Source organism: Rhodococcus sp. LMD, assembly GCF_056108245.1.
This window is the reverse complement of sequence record NZ_CM148557.1, coordinates 229,539-251,989: the sequence shown is the minus strand read 5'-3', so window position 1 is coordinate 251,989 and position 22,451 is coordinate 229,539. Positions and strand designations below refer to the sequence as shown.

The window sequence follows — 22,451 nt, the reverse complement described above, 5'->3', positions numbered from 1 at the left end:
CTCGCAGCCAGGCGCATGCGTCGCGCCGCGGTGATCGGACCCGCACCCGTGGCACGTACGGCCACCACCGTTGCGACGGCGGCGGTAGTCGCCCACGGTGTCCGCCGGCGTTCCGACCGCCGGGAAGATCGGCGAGAGGACCGCAGAGACCGGCGCTGACCCGACGGCCGGAACACGGCCGGCTCGTCCGTAAGCCCGACAGCGAAAGGGACTGCCATGGTTGCCACGACGTCAGCGGTGTCGCCGCGTCGTCCCGCCCTCGAACGGTTGCGGGAGGCCGAACATCTCGTCCTGGAGCTGCCCGTCATGGGCCACATCAGCCTCCCGCCGCCCGAACAGCTCGCATACCTCGCGGGCGTCGGCACCTTGGTGGCCCTCGAGCTCCTCGAGTGGCCGGTGGCGGTTGCCATCACCGCGGGCCACCTTCTGGCCGAGGCGCATCACCACCGCCTGCTCCAGGGAATCGGCGAGGCGCTGGAGGAAGCCTGAGCTCCAGCTCGGCGAGGCGGTCCGGCAGGCGTCCGGACAGCAACGCCGGGACGGGGCGGGCGGCGCTCTCTCGGATCAGAGACCGCGCTGAGCGGTGATCCGCCCCGCGGCGATCGCATCGACGAGCGCAGCGTGGTCCCGGACGTTCTGCTCGGCGTAGGCGACCGCGAAAGCCGCTATGGCGTCGTCGAATTCGGTTCCGGATCCGAGGTATGCGGCGATCGCGATGCGGTCGCCGGATCGGGCGTGCCCGTACGCCAGCACCCGTCCGCACAGCCGCCCGTACAGCGTCATGCCGGTGGGGGTCATCGCCTCGACGACCGCAGAGCCCTTGCCGTCCCGCAGCTGCCGCAGGTAGAAGTCGCGCCGGATCCCGTCCGGGCCGGGGCCCTGCTGCCAGCCGAGGAAGATGTCGCTGGCCGCCTGCATCAGCCGCTGGCCGTTGACCACCCGTTCGCCCTCGTTGGCGAACGTCGGTCCGTCCACGTAGTACGAGAGCACGGACCGTTGCGCCTCCTTGGCCTGCAGGAAGAGCGGGTCGTCGTCACCCGTGCCGCGCAACAGGAAGATCCACGCCCGGGTCCCGACGCTACCGACACCGACCACCTTGCGCGCCGCCTGCACGAACTCGAACTGCTCGAGCAATACCCGCCGATCCCACTGGAGGGTCGAGCGGTACTGGCGCAGGCGCTGGTGCAGGTCGGCGTAGAGTTCGTCCGCGTCCGCGTCGGGCAGCACCTCCTCGATGGGGACGATGAGCGGCGGGTTGCTGATGATCCGGCGCCGGCCGTCGACCACCTCGGTCAACTTGGCCAGCGCCTGGACGCTGTCCCGGTGCCGGGACTTCTCGAGAGTCTTGCGCAGGCGCTTCTTCATGGACGAGTCGAGTTCGTCGCGCAGCTCCGCGAGTTCCGCGCCGGCTTCGATGTGCGAATACCAGACCGCCAGATTCCCACGCTCCGCCTGCCGGGCGATCGTCTCGCGGTATTCGGCGGCACAGGCGCGGGCGATGCGCGCCTGCTGCTTGCTCGTGAATCCGTTGTCCTGCGCGGCGATCACGAGACTGGCGACGAGCCGCTTGACGTCCCACTCGAACGGCCCGGGATACGTCTCGTCGAAGTCGTTGATGTCGAAGGTCAGCTTGCGTTCCGGGGTGGCGAAGATACCGAAGTTGCTCAGGTGCGCGTCCCCGCACAGCTGAGTGAGGACGGTCGTGGTCGGCCCGCGGGACAGATCGTCGGCCATCACCAGGGCCGCACCGCGATAGAAGGAGAACGGAGTTTCTGCCATGCGGCCGTAGCGCACCGGAACCAGGTCCGGCACCCGGGACGTCGCCTGCTGCTCCAACAGGTCGAGCGGATCGGGACGACCGCTCGTATCGAACTCGGCGAGCGCGGAGAGCGGGATCCGGGCGCGTGCCGCCCGGCCGCGTTCCGCCCGCTCCTCCCTGGTGAGGTGTTCGACTGCTGTTGCGCTTCTCGAGGTCTCGGCCATCGGATTCTTCCTCTCACGTCTTCTTCTGCTGCTGGCGCCACTTCACGGCCGCGGTCAGGAAACGGATGCCGAGCGCGATAAGGACAAGGTTGCCGACCATCTGCGCCGTGACGAGCGCCCGCGCGCCCTCGGTGGTCGCGACGATGTCGCCGAAGCCCACCGTCGCGAAGACGGTCATGCAGAAGTACAGCGCGTCGATCCGCGAGAGCGGCTCGTCGAACGCTTCCGGATAGTTGTAGGACAGGACGTGATACACCGTCGAGTACCCGACGAGGTAGACGGCGACCGACAGCAGCAGCGCCTCGATCGCCTGCACGGCCGGGTACGGGGACCGCAGCACCTGCCGGATCTGCCAGGCGCACACTGCGCACACCAGGAGGGTCCCGCCGATCAGCAACGCCAGGGTGGAGACATCGTCGATGTCCTCGAGCGGCAGCACGAAGTACGCGATCACCAGCAACACCGTGGTGAGCAGCGGCCGCAGCACCGCCAGCCAGAGCAGCCGTCGGCCTCCTACGTCGGGCAGGCCGGACGGGGCGTCACCGTCGGTCATCGGCGACGTCCCGGCCTGCCGGCGAAGCCGTCAGTAGGAGTCCCGACGCGGGTTCCACGTCGACACCGCCCAGATGACGACCACATCGAGCGCGATGATCAGTATCGACCACCACGGGTAGTAGGGCAGCCACATGAAGTTCGCGAGAATCGACAGTGCCGCAAGCACGATGGCCGCAACCCTCGCCCAGGTCGCGCCGGTGAAGAGGACAAGACCGACGAGGGTGATCACCGCACCGAGCACGATGTGGATCCATCCCCAGGTGGTGAAGTCGAACTTGTACGTGTACTCGATCCCGACGACGAACAACTCGTCCTCGGCTACGGCGGCGATCCCCTGGAAGATCTGGAGGATACCGATCGTGGTGAGGATGATCGCGGCGCCGATGGACGTACCGGCCGCCACACCCTGTTTGACACTCGTGTCCTGGGACATGCCACTCGCCTTCCCTTCGCTCCGGCCCGACGTACGGTATTGTGCGCGCGCCACCGGCCACCCCGCATCGAGTTGACGATCTTCGTGCGATCCCGACCGCATGGCTGCGCGGGAGGGATCCGAAAGGTCTTCGGTCACCACATCGACCGAAGGGCGAGTCGTCCGCGGCCGAGCGGAGAACGACGCCACTGCCGGTCGTGCGCTCCAGTCACCGCGTCGACACAGCCGGACACGGCCCGACCACCTGTTCCCGGCACAGCGGAAAGAGGAATCCCATCGGCGATGCCGACATCCTGGGTCCCGTCGACCATCTCGTCGTCGAGTTACCGCAGACCGACGGCTCGGCCCTGCTGCTGCCGGACGGCCTCGTCGCGCGCGGGATCATCGCGGTGCCGGACCTCGCCTTCGTCCGCAAGGACACCGACGCCTCCCTGGGCGGGATCGACGTCTCCGAGATCGGCTCGAGGACGACATCGACGTGATCCTCTTCGCCGGGGCGGCCACCTGCATGCTCGACGACACCGACCTCGGTGAGACCGGTGCGGCCCTCGGGTGCTCGGCGGCGATCGTCGTCTACGAGAACACCAGGGCCGCACCCTTCGCGGCCACCGTGCGCCCCAACGGCACCCGACTCGTCGCCTCACTCGAGGTGCTCGAAGACCAGACCTGAAGTGCCAGGGAGCACTGACCGAGCTCGAGGCCGAGAACTCGGTCCTCGGCTCGTAGCGGTTTCCAGGAGTTCTCTACTCCGCGCGCCATACCGGCGCGCGCTTCTCGGCGAACGCGCGGGCGCCTTTCTGCGCGTCCGCGGAGGCGAACACGGGCTCGACGAGCGCCCGCTGCGACGCGAACGCCTCCGCATCGGTGTACTGCACCGCCGAGGACATGATCTGCTTGGACGCCCGGACGGCGAGCGGCCCGTTGCCGCTGATGCGGGCGGCGAGCGCCCGCGCCCCGTCCAGCGCCGCACCCGGCTCGGTGAGGGTGTTGACCAGACCGTGCGCGTGCGCCACCTCGGCGGTGAGCGGGTCGCCGGTCAGCACGATCTCCATGGCGAGCTGGTACGGCAGCACCTTGGGCAGGCGCAGCAGGCCGCCGGCTGCCGCGACGAGTCCGCGCTTGACCTCGGGCAGCCCGAATTTAGCGCCCCGGGCAGCGACGACGAGGTCCGCCGAGAGCGCGAGTTCGCATCCGCCGGCGAGAGCCCAGCCCTCGACCGCGGCGATCAGCGGCTTCGTCGGCGGACGCTCGGTGAGCCCGGCGAATCCCCGGCCGGGCAGCGACGGCCGCTCGCCCCGGGTGAACGCCTTGAGGTCCATGCCGGCGCAGAAGGTGCCGCCGGCGCCGGTGACGATCCCGACGACCAGGTCCGGCCGCGCCTCGAACTCGTCGACGGCGGCAGCGAGCGCCTTGGCGACCTCGAGATCGACGGCATTGCGCGCCTCGGGCCGGTTGATGGTCATGACGGCGATGCCGTCGCCGAACTCGGTCAGTACAGCGCTCACGTGGCGTCTCCTCGTCGCGGGGGTTCCGGCCGCACCCGCGGCGCCGCCGGAGCGTCCCGTCGAGTCGATCACCGGACCGGCGCCCGGGACAAAGTCCGAACGGGAGATCGACCCATAGCCGAAACCTATGTAGCGGAACCCGGGCCGTGAGGTACCCGTCACTGTTCTCGCACCGAGGGGAAGAACCCGGGCGGCGGGGGGCGTTGGACTCGACCGATCGACGACGACCACGACATGGAAGGAGACACGCGATGCGCACAGCGCCACCGGCTGCCCCGCCGGAACGACCGGCGCCGCAGCCGATGCGACATCCCGTCGCGTGCGTCCTTCCCCCAGCGGGACCCCGGCAGGCGGGGTCGCCGACGACGCGACCCGGCATCTGCTGACCGCCGCCTCCGCATCCATCCGTTCCTCGACACCGTTCTGCGCCACAACGCGTTTCGTTCTGCCACGACTTCATGCCGGGGCACTGCGCCGCCCCGACCGAACCCGCATTCCATCCTCGGAAGGAGGACCTGCCCGTGACTACGATGCTCACCGACCTGCTCGCCCCGTCGGACACCACGCCGGACTGGGACCTGGCCGCGTGCCGCGGCGACGCGACGCCGGACGCCTGGTTCCCGGACCCGTCGGAGTCGTTCGACTACGCCCGCCGGGTGTGCGCCCGCTGCCCGCTCGTCGCCGCATGCGCCGCCTACGCCGGCGAGACCCGGCAGTCCGGCATCTGGGGCGGCAAGGAGTTCCGCCGCGGCCGCGTGACCCGCGGATAGCCCCTGCACGTCACGCCTGCGCCCCCGTCACCGACTCGCGACGGGGGCGCCGCGCTGTGCGCGACCGGGACACCTACCGATCGCTCAGTAAACATGTCATGCTGACCGGCGTGGAACACATCGACCTGTCCGTCGCCGACGGCATCGCCACCATCACCCTCGACCGTCCCGACCAGCTCAACGCCTTCACCACCACGATGGAGCACGAGCTGATCGAGGCCTACGACCGCTGCGACGCCGACGATTCCGTGCGCGCCGTCGTCATCACCGGCGCCGGACGCGCCTTCTGCGCGGGCGCAGATCTCTCTGCGGGCGCCGACACGTTCGCGCAGCGACTCGACGAACCGCGCGCCGACGACGTCCGGCGCGACGGTGGCGGCCGCGTCGTGCTGCGCATGTTCGAGTGCCGCAAGCCGATCATCGCGGCGATCAACGGCCCGGCCGTCGGCGTCGGCATCACCATGACGCTTGCGGCGGACTTCCGCCTCGCCGCCGACGACGCCCGTATCGGCTTCGTCTTCAACCGCCGCGGCCTCGTCCCCGAGTCGTGTTCCACCTGGTTCCTGCCCCGCCTGGTTCCGCTGCAGACCGCCCTGGACTGGGTGTACTCGGGACGGATCTTCGACGCGACCGAGGCCCACGCGGCCGGGCTCGTCTACGCGCTCCATCCCGCGGCCGATCTGCTCGATCAGGCCCGCGCGTTGGCCCGCAGCCTCACCGAGCACTCGGCGCCGGTCTCGGTGGCGCTGTCCCGGCAGATGATGTGGCGCACGCTCGGCGCGGAGCATCCGATGATCGCGCACCGCATCGAGACCCGCGGCATCAACATCCGCGGCACGGGCCCCGACGCCCGGGAAGGCATCTCGTCCTTCCTCGAGAAGCGTCCCGCGGCGTTCCCGGACCGGGTGTCGAGGGATCTGCCGGATCTGTTCGGTGACGACCTGCCGACGCCACCGTTCCGTCCCTGAACGGTCACCATTGACTGTTTAGATGGGTGGCCCCTACGCTCGGGGGCGACGAACCGAGAGGGGATCCTCATGTCGACCCACGTCCGACCCGCCGTCGTCGAACGCTGGCACCACATCGTCGAGCACAGCGACGAGGCAGCCCTGGACGATCTGATCGCCGACGACGCCGTCTTCTACTCCCCCGCGGTGTTCACGCCGCAGGAGGGGAGAGACCTGACCCTCGCCTACCTGCGGGCCGCGCTCGCCGTGTTCACCGGGCGGGACTTCCGGTACGTCGGCGAGTGGTACTCCGACGGATCGGCGGTGCTCGAGTTCACCGCCGATCTCGACGGCATCCACGTCGACGGCATCGACATGATGCACTGGAACGACGCCGGGCAGATCACCTCGTTCAAGGTGATGATCCGGCCGGTCAAGGGCCTGCAGGCCCTCATGCCGCTCATGGCCGCCCGGCTCGGGCACTCGTGAGGCCGCACCGCCGGCAAGACCGCACCGCTGGCAGGACCGCACCGCCCCCGAGAACGCACCGCCCCTGAGAACGAACCGCCCCTGAGAACGAACCGTAAGACCGCACAGCACAAGGAGTTCCGCATGGCCCTGCCCTCGATCCTGCAAGACCGGCTGCGCCTGCCCGTCGTGGCGTCGCCGATGTTCATCGTCTCCGGCCCGGACCTGGTGATCGCCCAGTGCACCTCCGGCGTCGTCGGCTCGTTCCCCTCGCTCAACGCGCGCCCCCAGGCGATGCTGCGCGAGTGGCTCACCCGCATCACCGAGGCCCTCGCCAAGCACGACGCCAACCACCCCGAAGCGCCGTCCGCGCCGTATGCGGTCAATCTCATCGTGCACCGCTCCAACGACCGCCTCGAAGAAGACCTCGCCACCATCGTCGAATTCGAGGTCCCGGTCGTCATCACCTCCCTCGGCGCCCGCACCGACGTCAACGACGCCATCCACTCCTACGGCGGCATCGTCCTGCACGACGTCATCAACAACACCTTCGCGCGCAAGGCGATCGACAAGGGCGCCGACGGGCTCATCGCCGTCGCCGCCGGCGCCGGCGGGCACGCCGGCGCCCAGTCCCCGTTCGCGCTGGTCCAGGAGATCCGCGAGTGGTTCGACGGCCCACTGCTGCTGTCGGGCTCGATCGCGCACGGCCGCTCGGTCCTCGCCGCGCAGGCCGCCGGCGCCGATCTCGCCTACGTCGGGTCGGCGTTCATCGCCACCGAAGAGGCCAACGCCGACGACCGCTACAAGGACATGATCGTCGACTCGACCGCCGCGGACATCGTCTACTCGAACCTTTTCACCGGCGTGCACGGCAACTACCTGCGCGGCAGTATCGAAGCCGCCGGCCTCGACCCGAACAACCTCGCCGTGTCGGACCCGTCGGCCATGGACTTCGGCACCGGCGAGAGTTCGGGATCGGCACCGGCGGCCAAGGCGTGGCGCGACATCTGGGGTTCAGGACAGGGCATCGGCGCGGTCGACGCCGTCGTACCCGCTGCCGAACTCGTCGACCGGCTCACCACCGAGTACCGCGCGGCGCGCGAGCGGCTCGCCGGCCTGTAGGCGCACCGTCCGGCTGACGGCGGTCGCCACGACCACCCCGCCGAGGAGCGCGGCGAGCACCCCCGCGGTGCTCGCCGCGCCGACGGTCGTCGTCAGCACGCCCACCGTCAGCGGAGCGAACATCGCCGGCAGCGACGTGACCAGACCGGTCGCCGCGCCGACCCGTCCCCGTACCTCGTCGGGTACCAGTTCGGCACAGCGAGCGGTCACCACCACCGACCACGACGGGGTCACCGCCAGCAGGGCCGCGTAACCGGCGGCCGCCGCGACCGGCGAACCCGTGGCCGCCGCGAGGACCGCCAGAGCCCCGAGGGCCGCCGAGAGCACAAGCAGACGGTGTGCCGGAATCCGGCGCCGGAGCCACGGCACCGCCAGGGCTCCGAGCATGCCCCCGCCGTACGCACCGGCGAGCACGATGCCGACCGTCGAGGACGGCGCGTCGCTGCCGACCAGGAGCACGACCACCACCAGGCCACAGCCGTTGACCACGAACTCGGCGACGGCCGTCAGCGCCGCGGTGGTACGAACGAACGGGTGGGATGCGAACCAGCGCAACCCTTCCCGGATCGCGACCCACGGCCGCTCCACGACCGGGCCGTGGACGCGAGGTGCCTGCAGCGGGGTGCGGACCCGGGACGCCGCTGCCCCTGCCACCACGAACGACACGGCATGTCCTGCGAAGGGCAGCGCGGCACCGAGGCCGTAGAGGGTGGCCGCGAGCGGTGGCCCGGCCACGCCCGTCGCATATCCCCGTGCCTCGAACAGCCCGTACGCCGCGCCGAGCTGTTCGCGCTCGACCACCTGCGGCACCGCCGCGTCCTCGGCGAGGCCGCGCACCGCCCACCCCGCCCCGAGCACCGACACGGCGGCGAGGACGGGCACCGGGTCGAACGCGCCGCGCCACGCGCAGAACGCCAGCACCGCGGCGGCGGTGGCCGAGCAGGCGTCGACGGTGAGCATGACGCGGCGGCGATCGAAGCGGTCGACGATCCAGCCGGCGGGCACCGTGGCGGCCGTGAAGGCACCCATCGTCACGGTGGAGACCAGACCCACCGTCGCGGCCGACCCGCTGACCGCGAGCACCCACAGCATGATCGCGACGCCGTAGCCGCGGCTGCCGAGCTGCGCGACCGCCTGCCCGGCGCACAGCCGCGCGAAGTCGGGATTGCGGAGCGCACCGGACACCGGACGTCACCCGAGTCCGGCGGCGGGGTGCCCGAGCGCCGTGACCGCCAGGACCGGTTCGGCGGTGGGGTCGCAGCCGAGCAGGTCTTCGAGCTCGCGGTCACGCATCGCCGTCGCCGTCACCGCACCGAGCCCGAGCGCGGTGGCGGTGAGCAGGACGGTCTGACTGACGTGGCCGAGCTCGACGAGGATGTCGCGGTAGGCGCGGGAATGTTCATACCGCCACCGGGTCCGGGCCGGTACCGCCGTGTAGATGAGCAGCGCCGGGCAGTCCGACAGCCACGGCTGCTCGCCGAGCGCCGCGTCCAGCACGGACCGGGGCACGCTCTGCCCGATCCGTTCCAGCCCACCGCGCATCGGCGCGTAGTGGAAGAACCCCGGCTCGAGTCCGTCGACGCGGTTCGCGTAGAGATACAGCTCGAGGGGGGTGCGGGCACCGGCGGACGGGCTGGTCTTCAGCAGCACCTGCCCGACCTGCGGATGGTCGATCACCGTGACGGGCCCCGCCGCGACGCGCGCGACGGTGCCCACGGCGTCGAGAGACACGGGATCTGCGGTGAACTGCCGGACCGAACGGCGCTCGAACAGGGCCTCGACGAGGCCCGGACGCTGCCATCCCGACGAGTCCGGCCGATCGCCGGGTACGGGAATCATCGGGTGCTGCGGATAGGACTTGGCGGCTGCGGGCGCCGGCTGCTCGCTCGCTTTGGCAGCCGACCGCAGTTCGTCGTCGACTACGTCCGCGAACCGGACGTCCGAGCCGGTGCGGGCCGCGAAATGCAGGTAACGGGCCGACGGGCCCCACGTGCCCCATTCGACGAGCATCTGCTCCTGCTCGGCGTGCTCGGCCGAACCCTCGGCGACGAGCACCTGCGCCTCGAGCAGCCGGTGAGCGATTCCGAGGGGTAACTCCCCCAGCTCGGAGATGCTGTCGAGTTCGCGCCACGACGCGAACCAGCGCAGGACCCGCTCGCTGTCGGGGGTGAGGGCGAACTGCCGGTGGTGCAGGTAGTCGTCCCACACCAGTGTGCCGTTGCGCCAGAACAGCACCGCGTACTCGGCGACGGCGACACGGGTCATCGGTTCTCTCCTCGGTGTGCGGGGACGGCGGCGGCGATCAGAGCACGCACCGCGTTCGTGGTGTCGGAGTCACCGGCGCCGTGTTCTGCCCAGCGCCAGTCGAATTCGGGGTTGACCTCGAGGAAGACGGGGCCGGTGGGGGTGTCGAGCAGGTCGACGGCGCCGAGGTCGAGCCGGAACCGGTCGAGGAGCTCCCGCACGGCCTCGGCGACGTCGGCGGGAATGTCGCAGCGCCGCACGGTGATCGACTCCGGCCGGGTCCACAGCGACTCCGGGGTGGGTCGCGTGACGGCGTACCCGATCAGCGTTCCGCCTACGGCGTGGATGCGCAGTTCCCGGTCGGCGGCCACATATTCCTGGACGAGCACCGGGGCGCCCGTGTGCTGTGTACCGTCGAGCGCCGTACGGGGGATGCGCTGAGGGTAGACACCGAGCAGACGGCCGGGCCGCGGTTCGACGCAGTGCCGGCCGAGGCTCTTGACCAGCAGATCGCCGGTGCCCGGCAGAGCCCGGGCCGCGACGTCGAGCCGCGTCGTCACGAGGGTCGCGGGGACGCGCAGTCCGGCCGCCCGCGCGGCGGCGAGCTGGGTGAGGCGATCGGGGGTTCCGGGCCGCGCGGCGGGATTGAGCGTGCGCACCCCCTCGTGCGCTGTGAGGGCGGTGACGAACGCCTGCCACTGGTCACGCACGTGCAGCGTCGCGTCGGGCGCGGGGTGCCCGCTGCGCAGGGCGTCCACGTCGAAGTACCGCAGCCAGCATACCCGCGGCCGGAACGTCCGGCCGTCACGGGCGAGCAGACCGGTGAGCGGATCCCACTGCACGTCCGTGCCGACGCACCGGTCGCTGTCCAGCCGCACCAGCGCGGTGCCGCGCGCGGCCAGCCACAGCGACAGATCGTCGACCTCGCGGTCGGCGGCACGGGTGAGGACGAGAACGCACGGCGCGGGATCCGGCACCGTGGGATGCCCGACGCGGGCCTGGAAGTCCAGGGATTCGGCGGAGGCCGCGGTGAGATGGGGGTGCGAGCGCAGCAGCAGCGGCAGCGCAGCGGTCATGAGGGTTCCTTCGGTGGCGGTCGTGGGGACGGGACGGCCGGAGCACCGTGGTACTCCGGCCGCTGCACGTCCGTCGATCAGCCGCCGTGACACCCCTTGCAGCCGGGCCGGGTCATGGCCTCGACGTAGTCGCTCGCGTAGGCGGCGAAGGTGGCGTCCTCGATCGCTGCGGCGCTGCGCAGCGCCGCTTCGTCGTCGAGGGTGAGCAGGGTCCGGGCCATCTCTTCGACGTTCATGGCGTCCGCCTTTCCTGGGAGGTTCCGCCGTCCCGGGACCGGGTGGGCGGGCGTCGATCCGACATACCGATCGTCGGCGACGACGCCGCCTCCGCCCAGGCACCCCAGGGCGGAATCTGCTCACCCCCTACCTGTCAGACCTCGTCGAAGTAGGTCAGCTTCGGCGCGCCGGCGAGCAGCGGGCCGAGCTCGGTGATGGCGCCGGGCCCGGCCCGGAACTCGCGGTAGGCGGCGTCGTGCTGCTCCGACTCCCACTTCTCCACGACAACCCAGTGCGCCTCGTTCGACCGGTCGGCGAGCACCTCGATGCCGAGGCAGCCGTCGAACGCACGGGTCTCCTTCAGCACCCGGTCCATCAGTGCGCGGGCCTCCCCGAGCGTCTCGGGCTTGAACTCGAGCTCCAGGAATGCGGTCAGTGCCATAGCTCCTCCTCGTGGTCGAATCTTGCTGGACAACACTTCCGGCGGTTCAGAAGATCGAGTATCCGCCGTCGATCAGGGTGGACGATCCGGTCTGGAACGCGGAGGCATCACTCGCAAGGTACACGGCGATGCCGGCGAAGTCCTCGGGAGTTCCCCACCGGCCCAACGGCACCCGCGAGATCACGTGGGACTCGAACGTCTCCGAGTCCTGCAGCGGCCCGGTCATGTCGGTGGCGATCCAGCCGGGCAGCACGCTGTTGACGCGGATGCGGTGCCGGGCGAGTTCCACCGCGCAGCCGTTGGCCAGAGCCAGGACCCCGGCCTTGGTGGCGGCGTATGCCTGATTGCGTCCGGCGCCCTGGATCGCACCCAGGCTCGACGTGACGATCATCGATCCGCCGGTGCCCTGGCCGACGAGGACCCCGGCCGTCTCGCGCAGGGTGAAGTACGCGCCGTCGAGGTTGGCCGCCATCACCTTCCGGTAGTCCTCGGTGCTCGAGTCGACGAACTGCGCGGGCCGCCCCCCGATTCCGGCGTTGACCACGACGACGTCCAGCCCGCCGAGTTCCTCGACCGTCGCGGCGACACCGTCACGGACGGCCGCTTCGTCGGACACGTCCACCGATCGGGTGAGCACGCGGACCCCGGTGGCCTCGAGGTCGGCCGCCGCCTTCGCGAGACGTTCGGTGCCGCGGCCCCACAGCGCGACGTCGGCGCCCGCGGAGGCGAGCCCCCGCGCCATGCCCAGGCCGATGCCGGCCGAGCCGCCGGTGACGAGTGCCCGCTTACCGGACAGATCGAACATCGTGTCGCTCCTTCGAAGGTGGAGTGGATCAGGCGAATTCGGCAGCGATGTCGCGGCCGATGATCTCCTTCATGATCTCGGTGGTGCCACCGTAGATGGTCTGGATGCGGGTGTCGACGTAGGCGCGCCCGATGGGGTACTCCATCATGTACCCGTAGCCGCCGTGCAACTGCACGCACCGGTCCACGACGCGCTTCTGTAGCTCGGTGGCCCACCACTTGGCCTTGGCGGCGTCGACGGCGGTCAGCTCCCCGGCGTTCAGCGCGAGCACGCACCGGTCGACGTGCGAACCGGTCACCTCGATCTCGGTGAGCATCTCGGCGAGAGCGAAGCGGGTGTTCTGCAGGGCGCCGATCGGCTTGCCGAATGCCGTGCGTTCGAACACATAGTCCTTGGTCCACTCGTACGCCGCCCGGGCCGCGGCGACGGCACCGACGGCGATGGAGATACGTTCGAGGGGAAGGTGTTCCATGAGGTGGACGAACCCCTGCCCCTCGGTCCCGAGCAGGTTGTCCGCCGGCACCCGTACGGCGTCGAAGGACAGCTCGGCGGTGTCCTGGCCGGCCAGGCCCACCTTGTGCAGTTTGCGGCCGCGGGTGAAGCCCGGCATGTCGCGTTCGACGACGAGCAGGGAGAAGCCGCGGGCGCCGGCCTTCGGGTCGGTGCGGGCGACGACGATCACCAGGTCGGAGTGGATTCCGTTGGTGATGAACGTCTTCTGCCCGGTCAGGATCCAGTCGTCACCGTCGCGCACGGCGGTGGTCTTGATCCCCTGCAGGTCTGACCCGGTGCCGGGCTCGGTCATGGCGATGGCCCCGATGAGTTCGCCGGCGGCCATGCCGGGCAGCCAGCGGCGCTTCTGCTCCTCGGTGCCGAGGTCGGCGATGTAGGGGACGGCGATGTCGTCCTGCAGGCTCATGCCGGAGCCGAACGAGGTGGTGCCGGTGCGGGCGATCTCCTCGGCGACGACGCAGCGGAACCGGTAGTCGGTCACGCCGGACCCGCCGTACTCCTCGGGGACGCCGAGGCCGACGACGCCCGCCTTGCCCGCGGCGATCCAGGCGGAGCGGTCGATCAGCCGCTCGTCCTCCCAGCGTTCGTAGTTCGGTTCGACCTCGCGGGCGAGGAACTCGCGTACCGTCTCCCGGTACGCGTCGTGGTCGGCGTCGAAGAAGTAGCGCTTCATGAATGTCCCTGTCTCGGTGTGCACGGTCTCGGTGTGCAGGGCGGGCGGTGCGGCACGGCAGTCACGCTCCGGACGGGCACCCCACGATGCGCAGCGCGATGACGGTGTAGCGCGCGGCGACCTGGTCGGGGGTCAGGGGCCCGCCGATCCGGTACCAGCGGGCGATGGACTGGCACATGCCGAGCAGGGCCCGCACCGCCTCGGCGATGTCGTCGACGACGAACACGCCGCGTTCGACGCCCTCGCCGACGAGATCGAGGGCGATCAACTCGACACGCTTGCGGGTTGCGGCGTAGTGGCGGCGATTCTGCGGCGACACGTGGCGCAACTCGGAGTCGAGGGCGGACTGCCGGGATCGGTAGGTCGAGTTCAGCACGATCGCCTCGACGAAGTGGGTGAAGCGCCGCACGGGGTCGTCGCCGCCCGCGGCGACGGCCGCGAGGGCGCGCTCGGTGAGATCACGTACGGCGGTGTGGAGGAGTGCGACGAGGACGGCTTCCTTGTTCTCGTGGTGGTAGTACAGCGCGGGTACCGTCACCCCGACCCGGCGGGCCAGATCCCGGACGCTGGTGCCGTGGAAACCGTTCTCGCCGAAGGCGTCCAGGGCATGCTCGAGGATGGGGTCGAGCTGCAGCGCCTCGAACTCCCGCCAGTTCGCCAACCGGCGGGGTTCGGGCTGGGCAGTCATCGACCCCGTCCTCTCACATGTTGCTCGTGTGCGACGATCAGCGCGGGGCCATGCGGATGGCACCGTCGAGGCGGATGACCTCGCCGTTGAGCATGGGGTTGGAGACGATGTGCGCGGCCAGGGCGCCGTACTCGGACGGGTCGCCGAGGCGGGCCGGATGCGGGACCTGCTGACCGAGGGACTTCTGTGCCTCCTCCGGCAGCGACCCGAGCAGCGGGGTCTTGAACAGGCCCGGCGCGATGGTGACGACGCGGATGAGCAGCGACGCGAGGTCGCGGGCGATCGGCAGGGTCATGCCGACGACACCGCCCTTGGACGCGGAGTAGGCGGCCTGCCCGATCTGACCGTCGAACGCGGCGACGGAGGCGGTGTTGATGATGACGCCGCGCTCGCCGTCGACGGGCTCGGTCTTCGCGATGCGCTCGGCGGCCAAGCGGATGACGTTGAACGTGCCGAAGAGGTTGACGTCGACGACCTTCTTGAACGCGTCGAGCGGGAAAGCGCCCTTCTTGCTCACGGTCTTGACGGCGTTGCCGATGCCGGCGCAGTTGACCGCGACCCGCAGCGGGCCGAGCGATTCGGCCAGGTCGAGGGCCTCGGTGACGGCGGCCTCGTCGGTGACGTCGGCGGCGGCGAAGCGGACGCGGTCGCCGAGTTCCTTGGCGATGGTCTCGCCGTTGGAGGACGGCAGGTCGATGATGACGACCTGGGCGCCGTCGGCGAGCAGGGCCTCGACGGTCGCGAGGCCGAGGCCGGAGGCGCCCCCGGTGACGACGGCGACGCTGTCGTTGACGATCATGTTCTTCCCTTCGGTTCTGTTGTGTCTCAGAGGCGTTCGATGACGGTGGCGTTGGCCATGCCGGCACCCTCGCACATGGTCTGCAGGCCGTAGCGGCCGCCGGTGGCCTCGAGATGGTTCACCAGTGTGGTCAGCAGGCGGGTGCCGGACGAGCCGAGGGCGTGGCCGAGGGCGATGGCGCCGCCGCGCGGGTTGAGCTTGGCCGGGTCGGCGCCGAACTCGTGTGCCCACATCAGCGGCACCGGGGCGAACGCCTCGTTGACCTCGTAGGCGTCGATGTCGTCGATGCTGAGCCCGGACTTGGCGAGGATCTTGCGGGTGGCCGGGATGGGCGCGGTGAGCATGAACAGCGGGTCGTCGCCGGCGACGGCGAACGAGTGGAACCGGGCCCGCGGCGTCAGGCCCAGCTTGGCCGCGGCCTCCTCGCTCATGATCAGCGCCGCGGAGGCACCGTCGGACAGCGGCGACGAGTTGCCCGGCGTGATGTGCCACTGCGCCTCGGGGAAGCGCTGGGCGTACGCCTCGGTGTAGAACGACGGCTTCAGCCCGGCCAGGCCTTCGACGGTGGTCGCGGCGCGCACCGTCTCGTCGACGGTGTGCCGGACCTGCTCGCCGGCGGCGTTGGTGACCGTGATCGGGACGATCTCGCGGTCGAAGAAGCCGGCGGCGATCGCCTCGGCGGCCCGCTGGTGCGACTGCGCCGAGAACGTGTCGAGCGCCTCGCGGTCGAACTTCCACTTCGCGGCGATCAGTTCGGCGGAGATGCCCTGGTTGACCAGGCCCTCCGGGTAGCGGGCGGCGATGCCCGGGCCGGCGGCGTCCTGGCCCATCGACGAGGTGCCCATCGGCACGCGGCTCATCGACTCGACACCGCACGCGATGACGATGTCGTAGGCGCCGGCGATGACGCCCTGCGCGGCGAAGTGCGCGGCCTGCTGGCTCGAGCCGCACTGGCGGTCGATGGTGGTGGCCGGCACCGACTCGGGGAAGCCGGCCGACAGCAGGGCGGTGCGGGAGATGTTGAGGGCCTGCTCGCCGGCCTGATTGACGCAGCCGCCGATGACGTCGTCGACCAGCGCCGGGTCGAGGTCGTTGCGCGCGGTGATCTCCCGCAGGACGTGGGCGAGCAGTTCGACGGGGTGGGTGCCGGACAGGGCGCCGCCGGGCTTGCCCTTGCCGACCGCGGTGCGGACCACGTCGACGATGACAGCGTTGGTCATGAGGAATTCCTTTCGAGGGGTTGGAGCGGCCCGGGTGTCCCGGAGGGATCGACGAGACCCCGGGCCGAGATCAGAGGGTCAGCGACCCGTCCAGACCGGCTGCCGCTTCTGCGCGAACGCGGTCGGGCCTTCCTTGGCGTCCTCGCTGGTGAAGACCGTCCGCAGCGCGGCGTCGTTGGCCTCCCACACCCCCGGCTCCCAGTCGTCGCCGTGCGCGGTGCGGTGGATCATCGCCTTCGATTCGCGCACCGACAGCGGCGCGTTCGCGGCGATCGTCTCGGCGAGGCCCAGCGCCACCTCGAGCGCGGTTCCCGCGGGGGCGACCCGGTTGACCAGGCCCAGTTCCCTGCCCTGGGCGGCGGAGATCGGCTCGCCGGTCAGCGCGATCTCGAGGGCGATCTTGCGCGGGATCTGCTGCTGCAGGCGGATGACCCCGCCCGCGGCGGCGAACAGGCCCCGCTTGACCTCGGGCAGGCCGAGTTCGGCGTCCTCGTCGACGACCGCGAGGTCGGACGCGAGCACCAGCTCGGTGCCGCCGCCGAGGGCGAACCCGTTGACCGCGGCGATGGTCGGCTTGCTGATCCAGTGCTGGGCGTACCCGGCGAAGCCCCATTCGGGATGTCCCTCGGCGGCGAGACTCTCGCCGGTGGCGAGCGCCTTGAGGTCGGCGCCCGCGCAGAACGCGCGGCCGGCGCCGGTGAGGACCACCACGCGCACCTCCTCGTCGGCCTCGGCCTGCTCGAGCAGCGTGCCGACCGCCGTCGAGAGCGCCGCGTTCACGGCGTTGAGCGCCCGTGGGCGGTTGAGCGTGATGACGGCGACGTTGCCGCGGCGCTCGTACAGCGCGGCAGCTTCGGTGACGGTGGACTCCTCGGCCATGGGGCTCCTGTCGGAAACGGTCAGGTCTACTTATCGATCGCTAAATCACTATCACGGACCGATCGATCGGTCAATGGTCTCGTCTAGCTAGCGTCCGATCAGGACGTTCTGGTATGGATGAGCGGTACGCGATCACCGGGCCGCGGAGCACCGAAACCCGCTCGGCCACAAGGACGGCAGGAGAGCCCATGCAGGCCGTGCAGTTGATCGACAGAACCGGACCCGAGGGCGTGCGGCTCGTGGACGTGCCCGAACCCGACCCGCACGGCAGCGTCCTCGTCGATCTCCACGCCGCCGGAGTCTCGTTCCCGGACCTGTTGCAGACCACCGCCGGCTACCAGGTCGTGCGCCCCCTGCCGTGTGTGCTCGGTGTCGAAGGGGCCGGCGTCGTGCGCTCCGCGCCGGCGGACAGCGGCCTGACACCGGGACAGCGGGTCGCCGTGCTCGCCGCCGCCGGCGCGTGGCAGCAGACCGTCGCGGTGGCCCCGGAATCGGTGTTCCCGCTTCCCGATTCGGTGTCCCTGACCGCGGGCGCCGGGTTCCTCATGAACTATCTCACCGTCCACTTCGCGCTCGACGAACGCGCCCGGTACCGCGCCGGCGACACGGTGCTCGTGCACGGCGCCGCGGGCGGTGTCGGCGTCGCCGCCCTGCACGTCGCGGCCGCCCTCGGCCTCGAGACCGTCGCGGTGGTGAGCACCGCGGAGAAGGCGGCGGTCGCGAAGGCCAACCGCGCCACCCACACCGTCCTCGCGGACGGCTTCAAGGACCGGGTCCTCGAGCTCACCGGCGGCCTCGGGGTCGACATCGTCCTCGACCCCGTCGGCGGGGACCGGTTCACCGACAGCCTGCGTAGCCTGGCACCGAACGGACGCCTGGTGGTCCTCGGCTTCACCGGCGGCGAGATCCCCACCGTCAAGGTCAACCGCCTGCTGCTCAACAACATCTCGGTCCTCGGCGCCGGATGGGGCGAGTACGTGCGCACCTTCCCCGGCTACACCGCCCGCCAATGGGCGCAGCTCGAACCGCTGCTGCGCTCCGGGGCCCTGCTGGTCCCCGAGCCCACCGTCCACCCCATGACGCATGCCGCCGAGGCGCTGCGGTCGCTCGCCGACCGGACCGCGACCGGCAAGGTCGCCCTGAACCTGCGCCCCTGATCGTCCCGAGCACCCGACCCCCGGAGGACCCATGACCATCGACCCGATCGGTCTCGACGTGACCGTCGACGACGGCATCCTGCGTATCACCCTCGACCGGCCCGCCCGGATGAACGCCGTCACCGCCGCCACCCTCGAGGCCGTCGCCGACGCCTTCGAGAAGCACGCCGGCGACGACGCCGTGCGCGTCGCGGTCCTCACCGGTACCGGCCGCGCGTTCTGCACCGGTGCCGACCTCGCCGGCAAGGACCTGTCCGCGCCGCCGTCGGCCGAGACCATCGACGCGGCCAACCGCACCGTCGCCGCGATCCGCGCTTTCCCGCGGCCGGTCGTCGGCGCCGTCAACGGTCCCGCTGCCGGTGTCGGTGTGTCCCTCGCACTGGGCTGCGATCTCACCGTCGCGGCGGAGTCGGCCTACCTGCTGCTCGCCTTCACCCGCATCGGCCTCATGCCCGACGGCGGCGCGACGGCACTCGTCGCCGCGTCGATCGGTCGGGCCCGGGCGCTGAAGATGGCGCTGCTCGCGGAACGGCTGCCCGCGAGCGAGGCCCTCGCGGCCGGCCTGATCGCCGAGGTGTACCCCGACGACGGTTTCGCCGCCGCCGTCGATGCGCTCGCCGCCCGGCTCGCCGCCGGCCCCGTCGAGGCCTTCCGTTCCACGAAGGACGCGATCAACGACGCGACCCTCGGCGAGCTCGACAACGCGTTCGGCCGCGAACGAGCCGGCCAGCTCGAGCTGCTGGCGTCCGCGGACTTCCACGAGGGCGTGAGCGCCTTCCAGGAGAAGCGGACGGCGGTGTTCGGGCGGAGCTGAGCCGGCCCGTCAGGACGTCGAGGCGGGGGTGGCGCCGACCGTCTTGAGGGCGATCGCGACGTACTTGCGCGCCACCTCTTCCGGAGTCAGGGAGCCCTCGCGGTGATACCACCGCGGGATGGACTGGCACATGCCCAGCAACGCGCGGGTGGTCTCGGCCGGGTCCTCGACGTCGAACACCCCGCGCCGGGTCCCGTCCTCGACGATCTCGAGGACGAGCTTCTCGATCTCCTTGCGCACCGCGCGGTAACGCTGCCGGTTCTCGGGACTGAGGTAGCGCACCTCGCCCTCGAGCGCGGCGAGTCGGGGACGGTTCGTCATGCGCAGCACGATCGCCTCGACGGCATTGGCGAGCCGCTGCACCGGGTCGTCGCCGCCGTCGGCGTCCGCGGCGTAGGCGCGCGCCATCACGTCACTCGTCGAGAGCTCGAGCAGCGCGATGAGCAGGCCTTCCTTGTTCTCGTGGTGGTAGTACAGGGCGGGCACGGTGACGCCCACCCGGCGGGCGATCTCCCGCACGGAGGTGCCGTGGAACCCGGTCTCGTAGAACGCATCGAGCGCCGCGGAGAGGATGGGAGTCAGCTCCATCGGCTCGAGACGTCGCCAGTCCGGCCCAGCGACACCGTCCGCGACGGTGCCGTCGGTGGAAGTTCCCATGTGCCGTACCCAACCTATCGATCGCTACGTTCGGACGGCTCGAGGATACCCGTGCGCCGGCAGCACCCGGGACGCCTCCGCGTCCGGGCGCTTCCAGGGCGGACGGTGGGGGCGAACTCTGCCCATCGGATCGTCGGCGCCGGCGCGCCCGGTGTCGTGGAACGGCCCCTGGAAGGTGCCCCAGCGGACGCACTCCCAGCCGCCACCCGGCAGCGGGACCAGCTCGACGCTCTCGGTGTTGGCGAGGTGGTTGCTGGTCGCGAAGCTGCCCGGCACCCGGCCGAGGTGGGCGGCGACGAGGCGGATCGCGGCACCGTGGCTGACCACCACGACGTCCCCCGAACCGCTGTCGAGATAGTCGGCCCGCACCGACTCGACCACCGGCAGGTAGCGGTCCAGGACGTCCATGCCCGATTCACCGCCCGGCACCCGGTCGCGCAGGTCGCCGGTGTGCCAGGACTCGTACACCTTCATGAACAGCGTGTGGGATTCCTCGTCGCTGCGGTCCTCGAGCTCCCCGACCTGCACCTCGTGCAGGCCTTCGCGGACGACGGTGGTCACCCGCGCGGCGAGTTCGACGTGCTCGGCGGTCTGCCGGGCGCGCAGGGCCTGCGAGGCGAACAATGCCGTCGGCGGCTGCTGCGCGAACCCCCGCCCGAGGGTGCGGGCCTGCGCGACGCCGAGCTCGGTCAGTTCGGCGCCCGGCAGTTTGGTGTCGAGGCGACGCGCGACGTTCGCCACCGTCTGTCCGTGCCGCACCAGGATCAATCGGCCGCTCAACGCTCTTCCTCCCCGCGCCGCAGCCGTTGCAGCCACCGCGCATCCTCTTCGTCCGACACCGGGGCCACACCGTGCTGGGACACCGCCGCCCAGGAGCCGAGGAACCGCACCTGCGCGAAGCGGTGCAGCGCCTTGAGCGCCTCGGCGACGAGCGCGTCGTCGATGTGGCCGACACAGTCCAAGTGAAAGAAGTAGGTCCCGTATTCCTGACGGGTGGGACGGGACTCGATCCGGGTGAGGTCGATGCCGCGGGTGGCGAACTCGGTCATGGCCCGCACGAGGGAGCCCGGCTCGTTGGGCAGCTGCAGGATCACCGAGGTGCGGTCGACGCCGGTGCGGGCCGGGGTGGCGGCGGGCCGGGTGGCCAGCACGAAGCGGGTGCGGGCGCCGGAGTGATCGGCGACGCTGTCGGCGAGGACCTGCAGGCCGAGTCGCTGCCCGGCCAGCGCGGTGGACACGCCCGCGTCGGCCTTGCCGGCCGCGACGTCCTCGGCGGCCCCGGCGTTGGACGAGGCGGTCACCACCTCGGCCTGCGGCATGTGGTCGGCGATCCACTGGCGCACCTGTGCGGCGGCCACCGGATAGGCGTGCACGGTGCGGGCCTCGCCGAGCGTGACGCCGGGCCGGGCCACGACGGTGAAGGCCACGTCCAGCTCGGTCTCGGCCACGATCTGCAGGCGCGGGCCCACCGCGAGGGCATCCATCGTGGGGGGCACGGAACCCTCCACCGAGCTCTCGATCGGCACCACGGCAGCGTCGACCGCGCCGTCGCGCACGAGTTGCAGCGCCGCGGGCGGGCTGGCGGCCGACACCCGCTCGACCGGACCGTCGAAGGTTCCGGCATCCTCGAACCGGGCGAGGGCCATCTCCGTGAAGGTTCCGGTGGGACCGAAGTAGGCGATGCGTGGCACGCCTAGAAGGGTACGCACCGAATTCGTCCGGACCCTGTCGTCACGGCAAACGTCGTCCCGGCAAACGTCGTCAGGGCAAACGGAATCATCGCGGCGGCAGGCCGAGGCCGGCGAGGTCCCGCGCGACGGCCGGCGGGTCGTCGACCTCGACGGCGAGCAGGATCTCGCGCACCGCGGCCGCGGCCTCGGGGATCAGCCGGGTCAGCCGGGCGGGGTCGGGTGCGGCGAGCGCGGCGCGCACGTCGTCGCCGCGCAGGGCGGCGACGGTGGCGGCGAGCAGGGCGAGCACCTCGTCGGCGTCGCGGGCGCGCGCGGCGAAGCCGGTGCCGGCGTGGGCGAGGACGGACAGGAAGTCGGCGACCTCCCCCGCCTCGCGCCCGGCGGGCAGGCCGGGGCTGTGCCCGGCACCGACGAGCGCGCGGGCCGTCTCGGGCAGGTCACCGGCGTCGACGTAGACGGTCAGGGGGGCGGGGACGGCGATCGCGAGCGCCACGTCGAGCTCTTCCGCGGGGCAGTCGAGCTGGTAGCGGACCGGGACCGGATGCAGGCCGGACAGGCGTTCGGGTGCGACGTCGAGTTCACCGACGATCCGCAGCGTGGCGGCGCTCCCGGCGAAGGCCTCGGTCAGCGCGGACACCGGCACGACGGGGTCGCCGATCGCGGTGTGGGCGGGGGCGGCGAGTGCGTCGGCGAGGGTCGGGTGCCGGCGGGTGAGCAGGGCGGTGAGCAGGCCGCGGGGCTCCTCGCGGGACGGCGGCATTCCGAGCGTGAGCGGGATGGGCACCTCCTCAGGT

The 22,451-nt window shown here is 71.2% G+C and carries 26 protein-coding genes and 1 pseudogene; 8 read left to right on the top strand and 19 right to left on the bottom strand.

Annotated elements, in window-relative coordinates:
* The first annotated feature begins 216 nt into the window (after window positions 1–216).
* Window positions 217–489 (top strand): hypothetical protein, encoded by a 273-nt coding sequence (locus tag ACWPQI_RS01160; RefSeq protein ID WP_029540166.1) that lies wholly within the window; start codon window positions 217–219, stop codon window positions 487–489.
* 75 nt (window positions 490–564) lie between these two features.
* On the opposite strand, the gene ACWPQI_RS01155 is transcribed toward ACWPQI_RS01160, so the two are convergent.
* The 3 genes from ACWPQI_RS01155 to ACWPQI_RS01145 are packed head-to-tail and all read right to left on the bottom strand — an operon-like array spanning window position 565 to window position 2,971.
* The gene (locus ACWPQI_RS01155; RefSeq protein WP_010596002.1) at window positions 565–1,983 is read right to left on the bottom strand and encodes a DUF2252 domain-containing protein; all 1,419 of its coding nucleotides are present in this window, start codon (window positions 1,981–1,983) and stop codon (window positions 565–567) included.
* A gap of 13 nt (window positions 1,984–1,996) precedes the next feature.
* Complete coding sequence (locus tag ACWPQI_RS01150; RefSeq protein WP_003939435.1) at window positions 1,997–2,536, bottom strand: potassium channel family protein; 540 nt, start codon at window positions 2,534–2,536, stop codon at window positions 1,997–1,999.
* 30 nt (window positions 2,537–2,566) lie between these two features.
* Window positions 2,567–2,971 carry a DUF7144 family membrane protein gene (locus ACWPQI_RS01145; protein WP_003939434.1) on the bottom strand — a complete coding sequence of 135 codons (405 nt, stop codon included), beginning with the start codon at window positions 2,969–2,971 and terminating at the stop codon, window positions 2,567–2,569.
* Between the two features lie 275 nt (window positions 2,972–3,246).
* Between ACWPQI_RS01145 and ACWPQI_RS01140 the strand changes: the two are divergent.
* Window positions 3,247–3,641, top strand: a pseudogene (locus tag ACWPQI_RS01140) (DUF6325 family protein).
* A gap of 73 nt (window positions 3,642–3,714) precedes the next feature.
* Here ACWPQI_RS01140 and ACWPQI_RS01135 read toward each other — a convergent pair.
* A complete protein-coding gene (locus ACWPQI_RS01135; RefSeq protein WP_474738606.1) occupies window positions 3,715–4,476 on the bottom strand; it encodes a crotonase/enoyl-CoA hydratase family protein in 762 nt (253 codons plus the stop codon).
* 521 nt (window positions 4,477–4,997) lie between these two features.
* Here ACWPQI_RS01135 and ACWPQI_RS01130 point away from each other — a divergent pair.
* The 4 genes from ACWPQI_RS01130 (at window position 4,998) to ACWPQI_RS01115 (ending at window position 7,783) form a co-directional block, all read left to right on the top strand.
* The gene (locus ACWPQI_RS01130; protein WP_017681556.1) at window positions 4,998–5,246 is read left to right on the top strand and encodes a WhiB family transcriptional regulator; all 249 of its coding nucleotides are present in this window, start codon (window positions 4,998–5,000) and stop codon (window positions 5,244–5,246) included.
* Between the two features lie 110 nt (window positions 5,247–5,356).
* Entirely contained in the window at window positions 5,357–6,214 is an 858-nt protein-coding gene (locus tag ACWPQI_RS01125; protein ID WP_029540165.1) for a crotonase/enoyl-CoA hydratase family protein, read from the top strand.
* A 69-nt stretch (window positions 6,215–6,283) separates the two neighbouring features.
* A complete protein-coding gene (locus ACWPQI_RS01120; protein ID WP_432793622.1) occupies window positions 6,284–6,682 on the top strand; it encodes a nuclear transport factor 2 family protein in 399 nt (132 codons plus the stop codon).
* 123 nt (window positions 6,683–6,805) lie between these two features.
* The gene (locus ACWPQI_RS01115; protein WP_474738605.1) at window positions 6,806–7,783 is read left to right on the top strand and encodes an NAD(P)H-dependent flavin oxidoreductase; all 978 of its coding nucleotides are present in this window, start codon (window positions 6,806–6,808) and stop codon (window positions 7,781–7,783) included.
* On the opposite strand, the gene ACWPQI_RS01110 is transcribed toward ACWPQI_RS01115, so the two are convergent.
* The 11 genes from ACWPQI_RS01110 to ACWPQI_RS01060 all read right to left on the bottom strand — a co-directional run bounded on the left by ACWPQI_RS01110 (window position 7,676) and on the right by ACWPQI_RS01060 (window position 17,338).
* Window positions 7,676–8,968 (bottom strand): MFS transporter, encoded by a 1,293-nt coding sequence (locus tag ACWPQI_RS01110; protein ID WP_040271431.1) that lies wholly within the window; start codon window positions 8,966–8,968, stop codon window positions 7,676–7,678. The two genes, ACWPQI_RS01115 and ACWPQI_RS01110, sit on opposite strands and share 108 nt — an antisense overlap.
* 6 nt (window positions 8,969–8,974) lie before the next feature.
* A complete protein-coding gene (locus tag ACWPQI_RS01105) occupies window positions 8,975–10,048 on the bottom strand; it encodes a SagB/ThcOx family dehydrogenase (protein WP_040271429.1) in 1,074 nt (357 codons plus the stop codon).
* On the bottom strand, window positions 10,045–11,103 hold the full coding sequence (locus ACWPQI_RS01100) for an ATP-grasp domain-containing protein (protein WP_040271426.1): 1,059 nt from the start codon (window positions 11,101–11,103) through the stop codon (window positions 10,045–10,047). The genes ACWPQI_RS01105 and ACWPQI_RS01100 overlap by 4 nt, the downstream gene beginning before the upstream one ends.
* Before the next feature lie 77 nt (window positions 11,104–11,180).
* Window positions 11,181–11,339 (bottom strand): hypothetical protein, encoded by a 159-nt coding sequence (locus ACWPQI_RS01095; RefSeq protein WP_003939424.1) that lies wholly within the window; start codon window positions 11,337–11,339, stop codon window positions 11,181–11,183.
* 134 nt (window positions 11,340–11,473) lie between these two features.
* Entirely contained in the window at window positions 11,474–11,761 is a 288-nt protein-coding gene (locus ACWPQI_RS01090; RefSeq protein WP_040271424.1) for a putative quinol monooxygenase, read from the bottom strand.
* Window positions 11,762–11,807: 46 nt separating this feature from the next.
* Window positions 11,808–12,566, bottom strand: coding sequence for an SDR family NAD(P)-dependent oxidoreductase (locus ACWPQI_RS01085; protein ID WP_040271422.1), 759 nt, complete (start codon window positions 12,564–12,566; stop codon window positions 11,808–11,810).
* Window positions 12,567–12,594: 28 nt separating this feature from the next.
* Window positions 12,595–13,752, bottom strand: coding sequence for an acyl-CoA dehydrogenase family protein (locus ACWPQI_RS01080; protein WP_040271419.1), 1,158 nt, complete (start codon window positions 13,750–13,752; stop codon window positions 12,595–12,597).
* 61 nt (window positions 13,753–13,813) lie between these two features.
* Window positions 13,814–14,440, bottom strand: a complete 627-nt coding sequence (locus ACWPQI_RS01075) for a TetR/AcrR family transcriptional regulator (RefSeq protein WP_040271417.1) — start codon at window positions 14,438–14,440, stop codon at window positions 13,814–13,816.
* 37 nt (window positions 14,441–14,477) lie between these two features.
* A complete protein-coding gene (locus ACWPQI_RS01070) occupies window positions 14,478–15,239 on the bottom strand; it encodes a 3-hydroxyacyl-CoA dehydrogenase (RefSeq protein WP_010595988.1) in 762 nt (253 codons plus the stop codon).
* Between the two features lie 26 nt (window positions 15,240–15,265).
* A complete protein-coding gene (locus ACWPQI_RS01065; protein ID WP_040271415.1) occupies window positions 15,266–16,459 on the bottom strand; it encodes a thiolase family protein in 1,194 nt (397 codons plus the stop codon).
* Between the two features lie 78 nt (window positions 16,460–16,537).
* Window positions 16,538–17,338: a crotonase/enoyl-CoA hydratase family protein gene (locus ACWPQI_RS01060; RefSeq protein WP_010595986.1), complete on the bottom strand. Its 801-nt coding sequence runs from the start codon at window positions 17,336–17,338 to the stop codon at window positions 16,538–16,540.
* 188 nt (window positions 17,339–17,526) lie between these two features.
* Between ACWPQI_RS01060 and ACWPQI_RS01055 the strand changes: the two genes are divergently transcribed.
* Both ACWPQI_RS01055 and ACWPQI_RS01050 read left to right on the top strand, forming a co-directional pair.
* A complete protein-coding gene (locus ACWPQI_RS01055) occupies window positions 17,527–18,495 on the top strand; it encodes an NADPH:quinone oxidoreductase family protein (protein ID WP_040271412.1) in 969 nt (322 codons plus the stop codon).
* Window positions 18,496–18,526: 31 nt separating this feature from the next.
* Window positions 18,527–19,309 carry an enoyl-CoA hydratase gene (locus tag ACWPQI_RS01050; protein ID WP_017681564.1) on the top strand — a complete coding sequence of 261 codons (783 nt, stop codon included), beginning with the start codon at window positions 18,527–18,529 and terminating at the stop codon, window positions 19,307–19,309.
* A gap of 9 nt (window positions 19,310–19,318) precedes the next feature.
* On the opposite strand, the gene ACWPQI_RS01045 is transcribed toward ACWPQI_RS01050, so the two are convergent.
* The 4 genes from ACWPQI_RS01045 to ACWPQI_RS01030 all read right to left on the bottom strand — a co-directional run bounded on the left by ACWPQI_RS01045 (window position 19,319) and on the right by ACWPQI_RS01030 (window position 22,417).
* On the bottom strand, window positions 19,319–19,966 hold the full coding sequence (locus tag ACWPQI_RS01045; protein WP_010595983.1) for a TetR/AcrR family transcriptional regulator: 648 nt from the start codon (window positions 19,964–19,966) through the stop codon (window positions 19,319–19,321).
* A gap of 24 nt (window positions 19,967–19,990) precedes the next feature.
* Window positions 19,991–20,746: a histidine phosphatase family protein gene (locus ACWPQI_RS01040; protein ID WP_474738604.1), complete on the bottom strand. Its 756-nt coding sequence runs from the start codon at window positions 20,744–20,746 to the stop codon at window positions 19,991–19,993.
* Window positions 20,743–21,657 carry a prephenate dehydratase gene (gene pheA / locus ACWPQI_RS01035; protein ID WP_119699296.1) on the bottom strand — a complete coding sequence of 305 codons (915 nt, stop codon included), beginning with the start codon at window positions 21,655–21,657 and terminating at the stop codon, window positions 20,743–20,745. The genes ACWPQI_RS01040 and pheA overlap by 4 nt, the downstream gene beginning before the upstream one ends.
* An 85-nt stretch (window positions 21,658–21,742) precedes the next feature.
* Window positions 21,743–22,417 carry a hypothetical protein gene (locus ACWPQI_RS01030; RefSeq protein ID WP_040271488.1) on the bottom strand — a complete coding sequence of 225 codons (675 nt, stop codon included), beginning with the start codon at window positions 22,415–22,417 and terminating at the stop codon, window positions 21,743–21,745.
* Window positions 22,418–22,451: the final 34 nt, after the last annotated feature.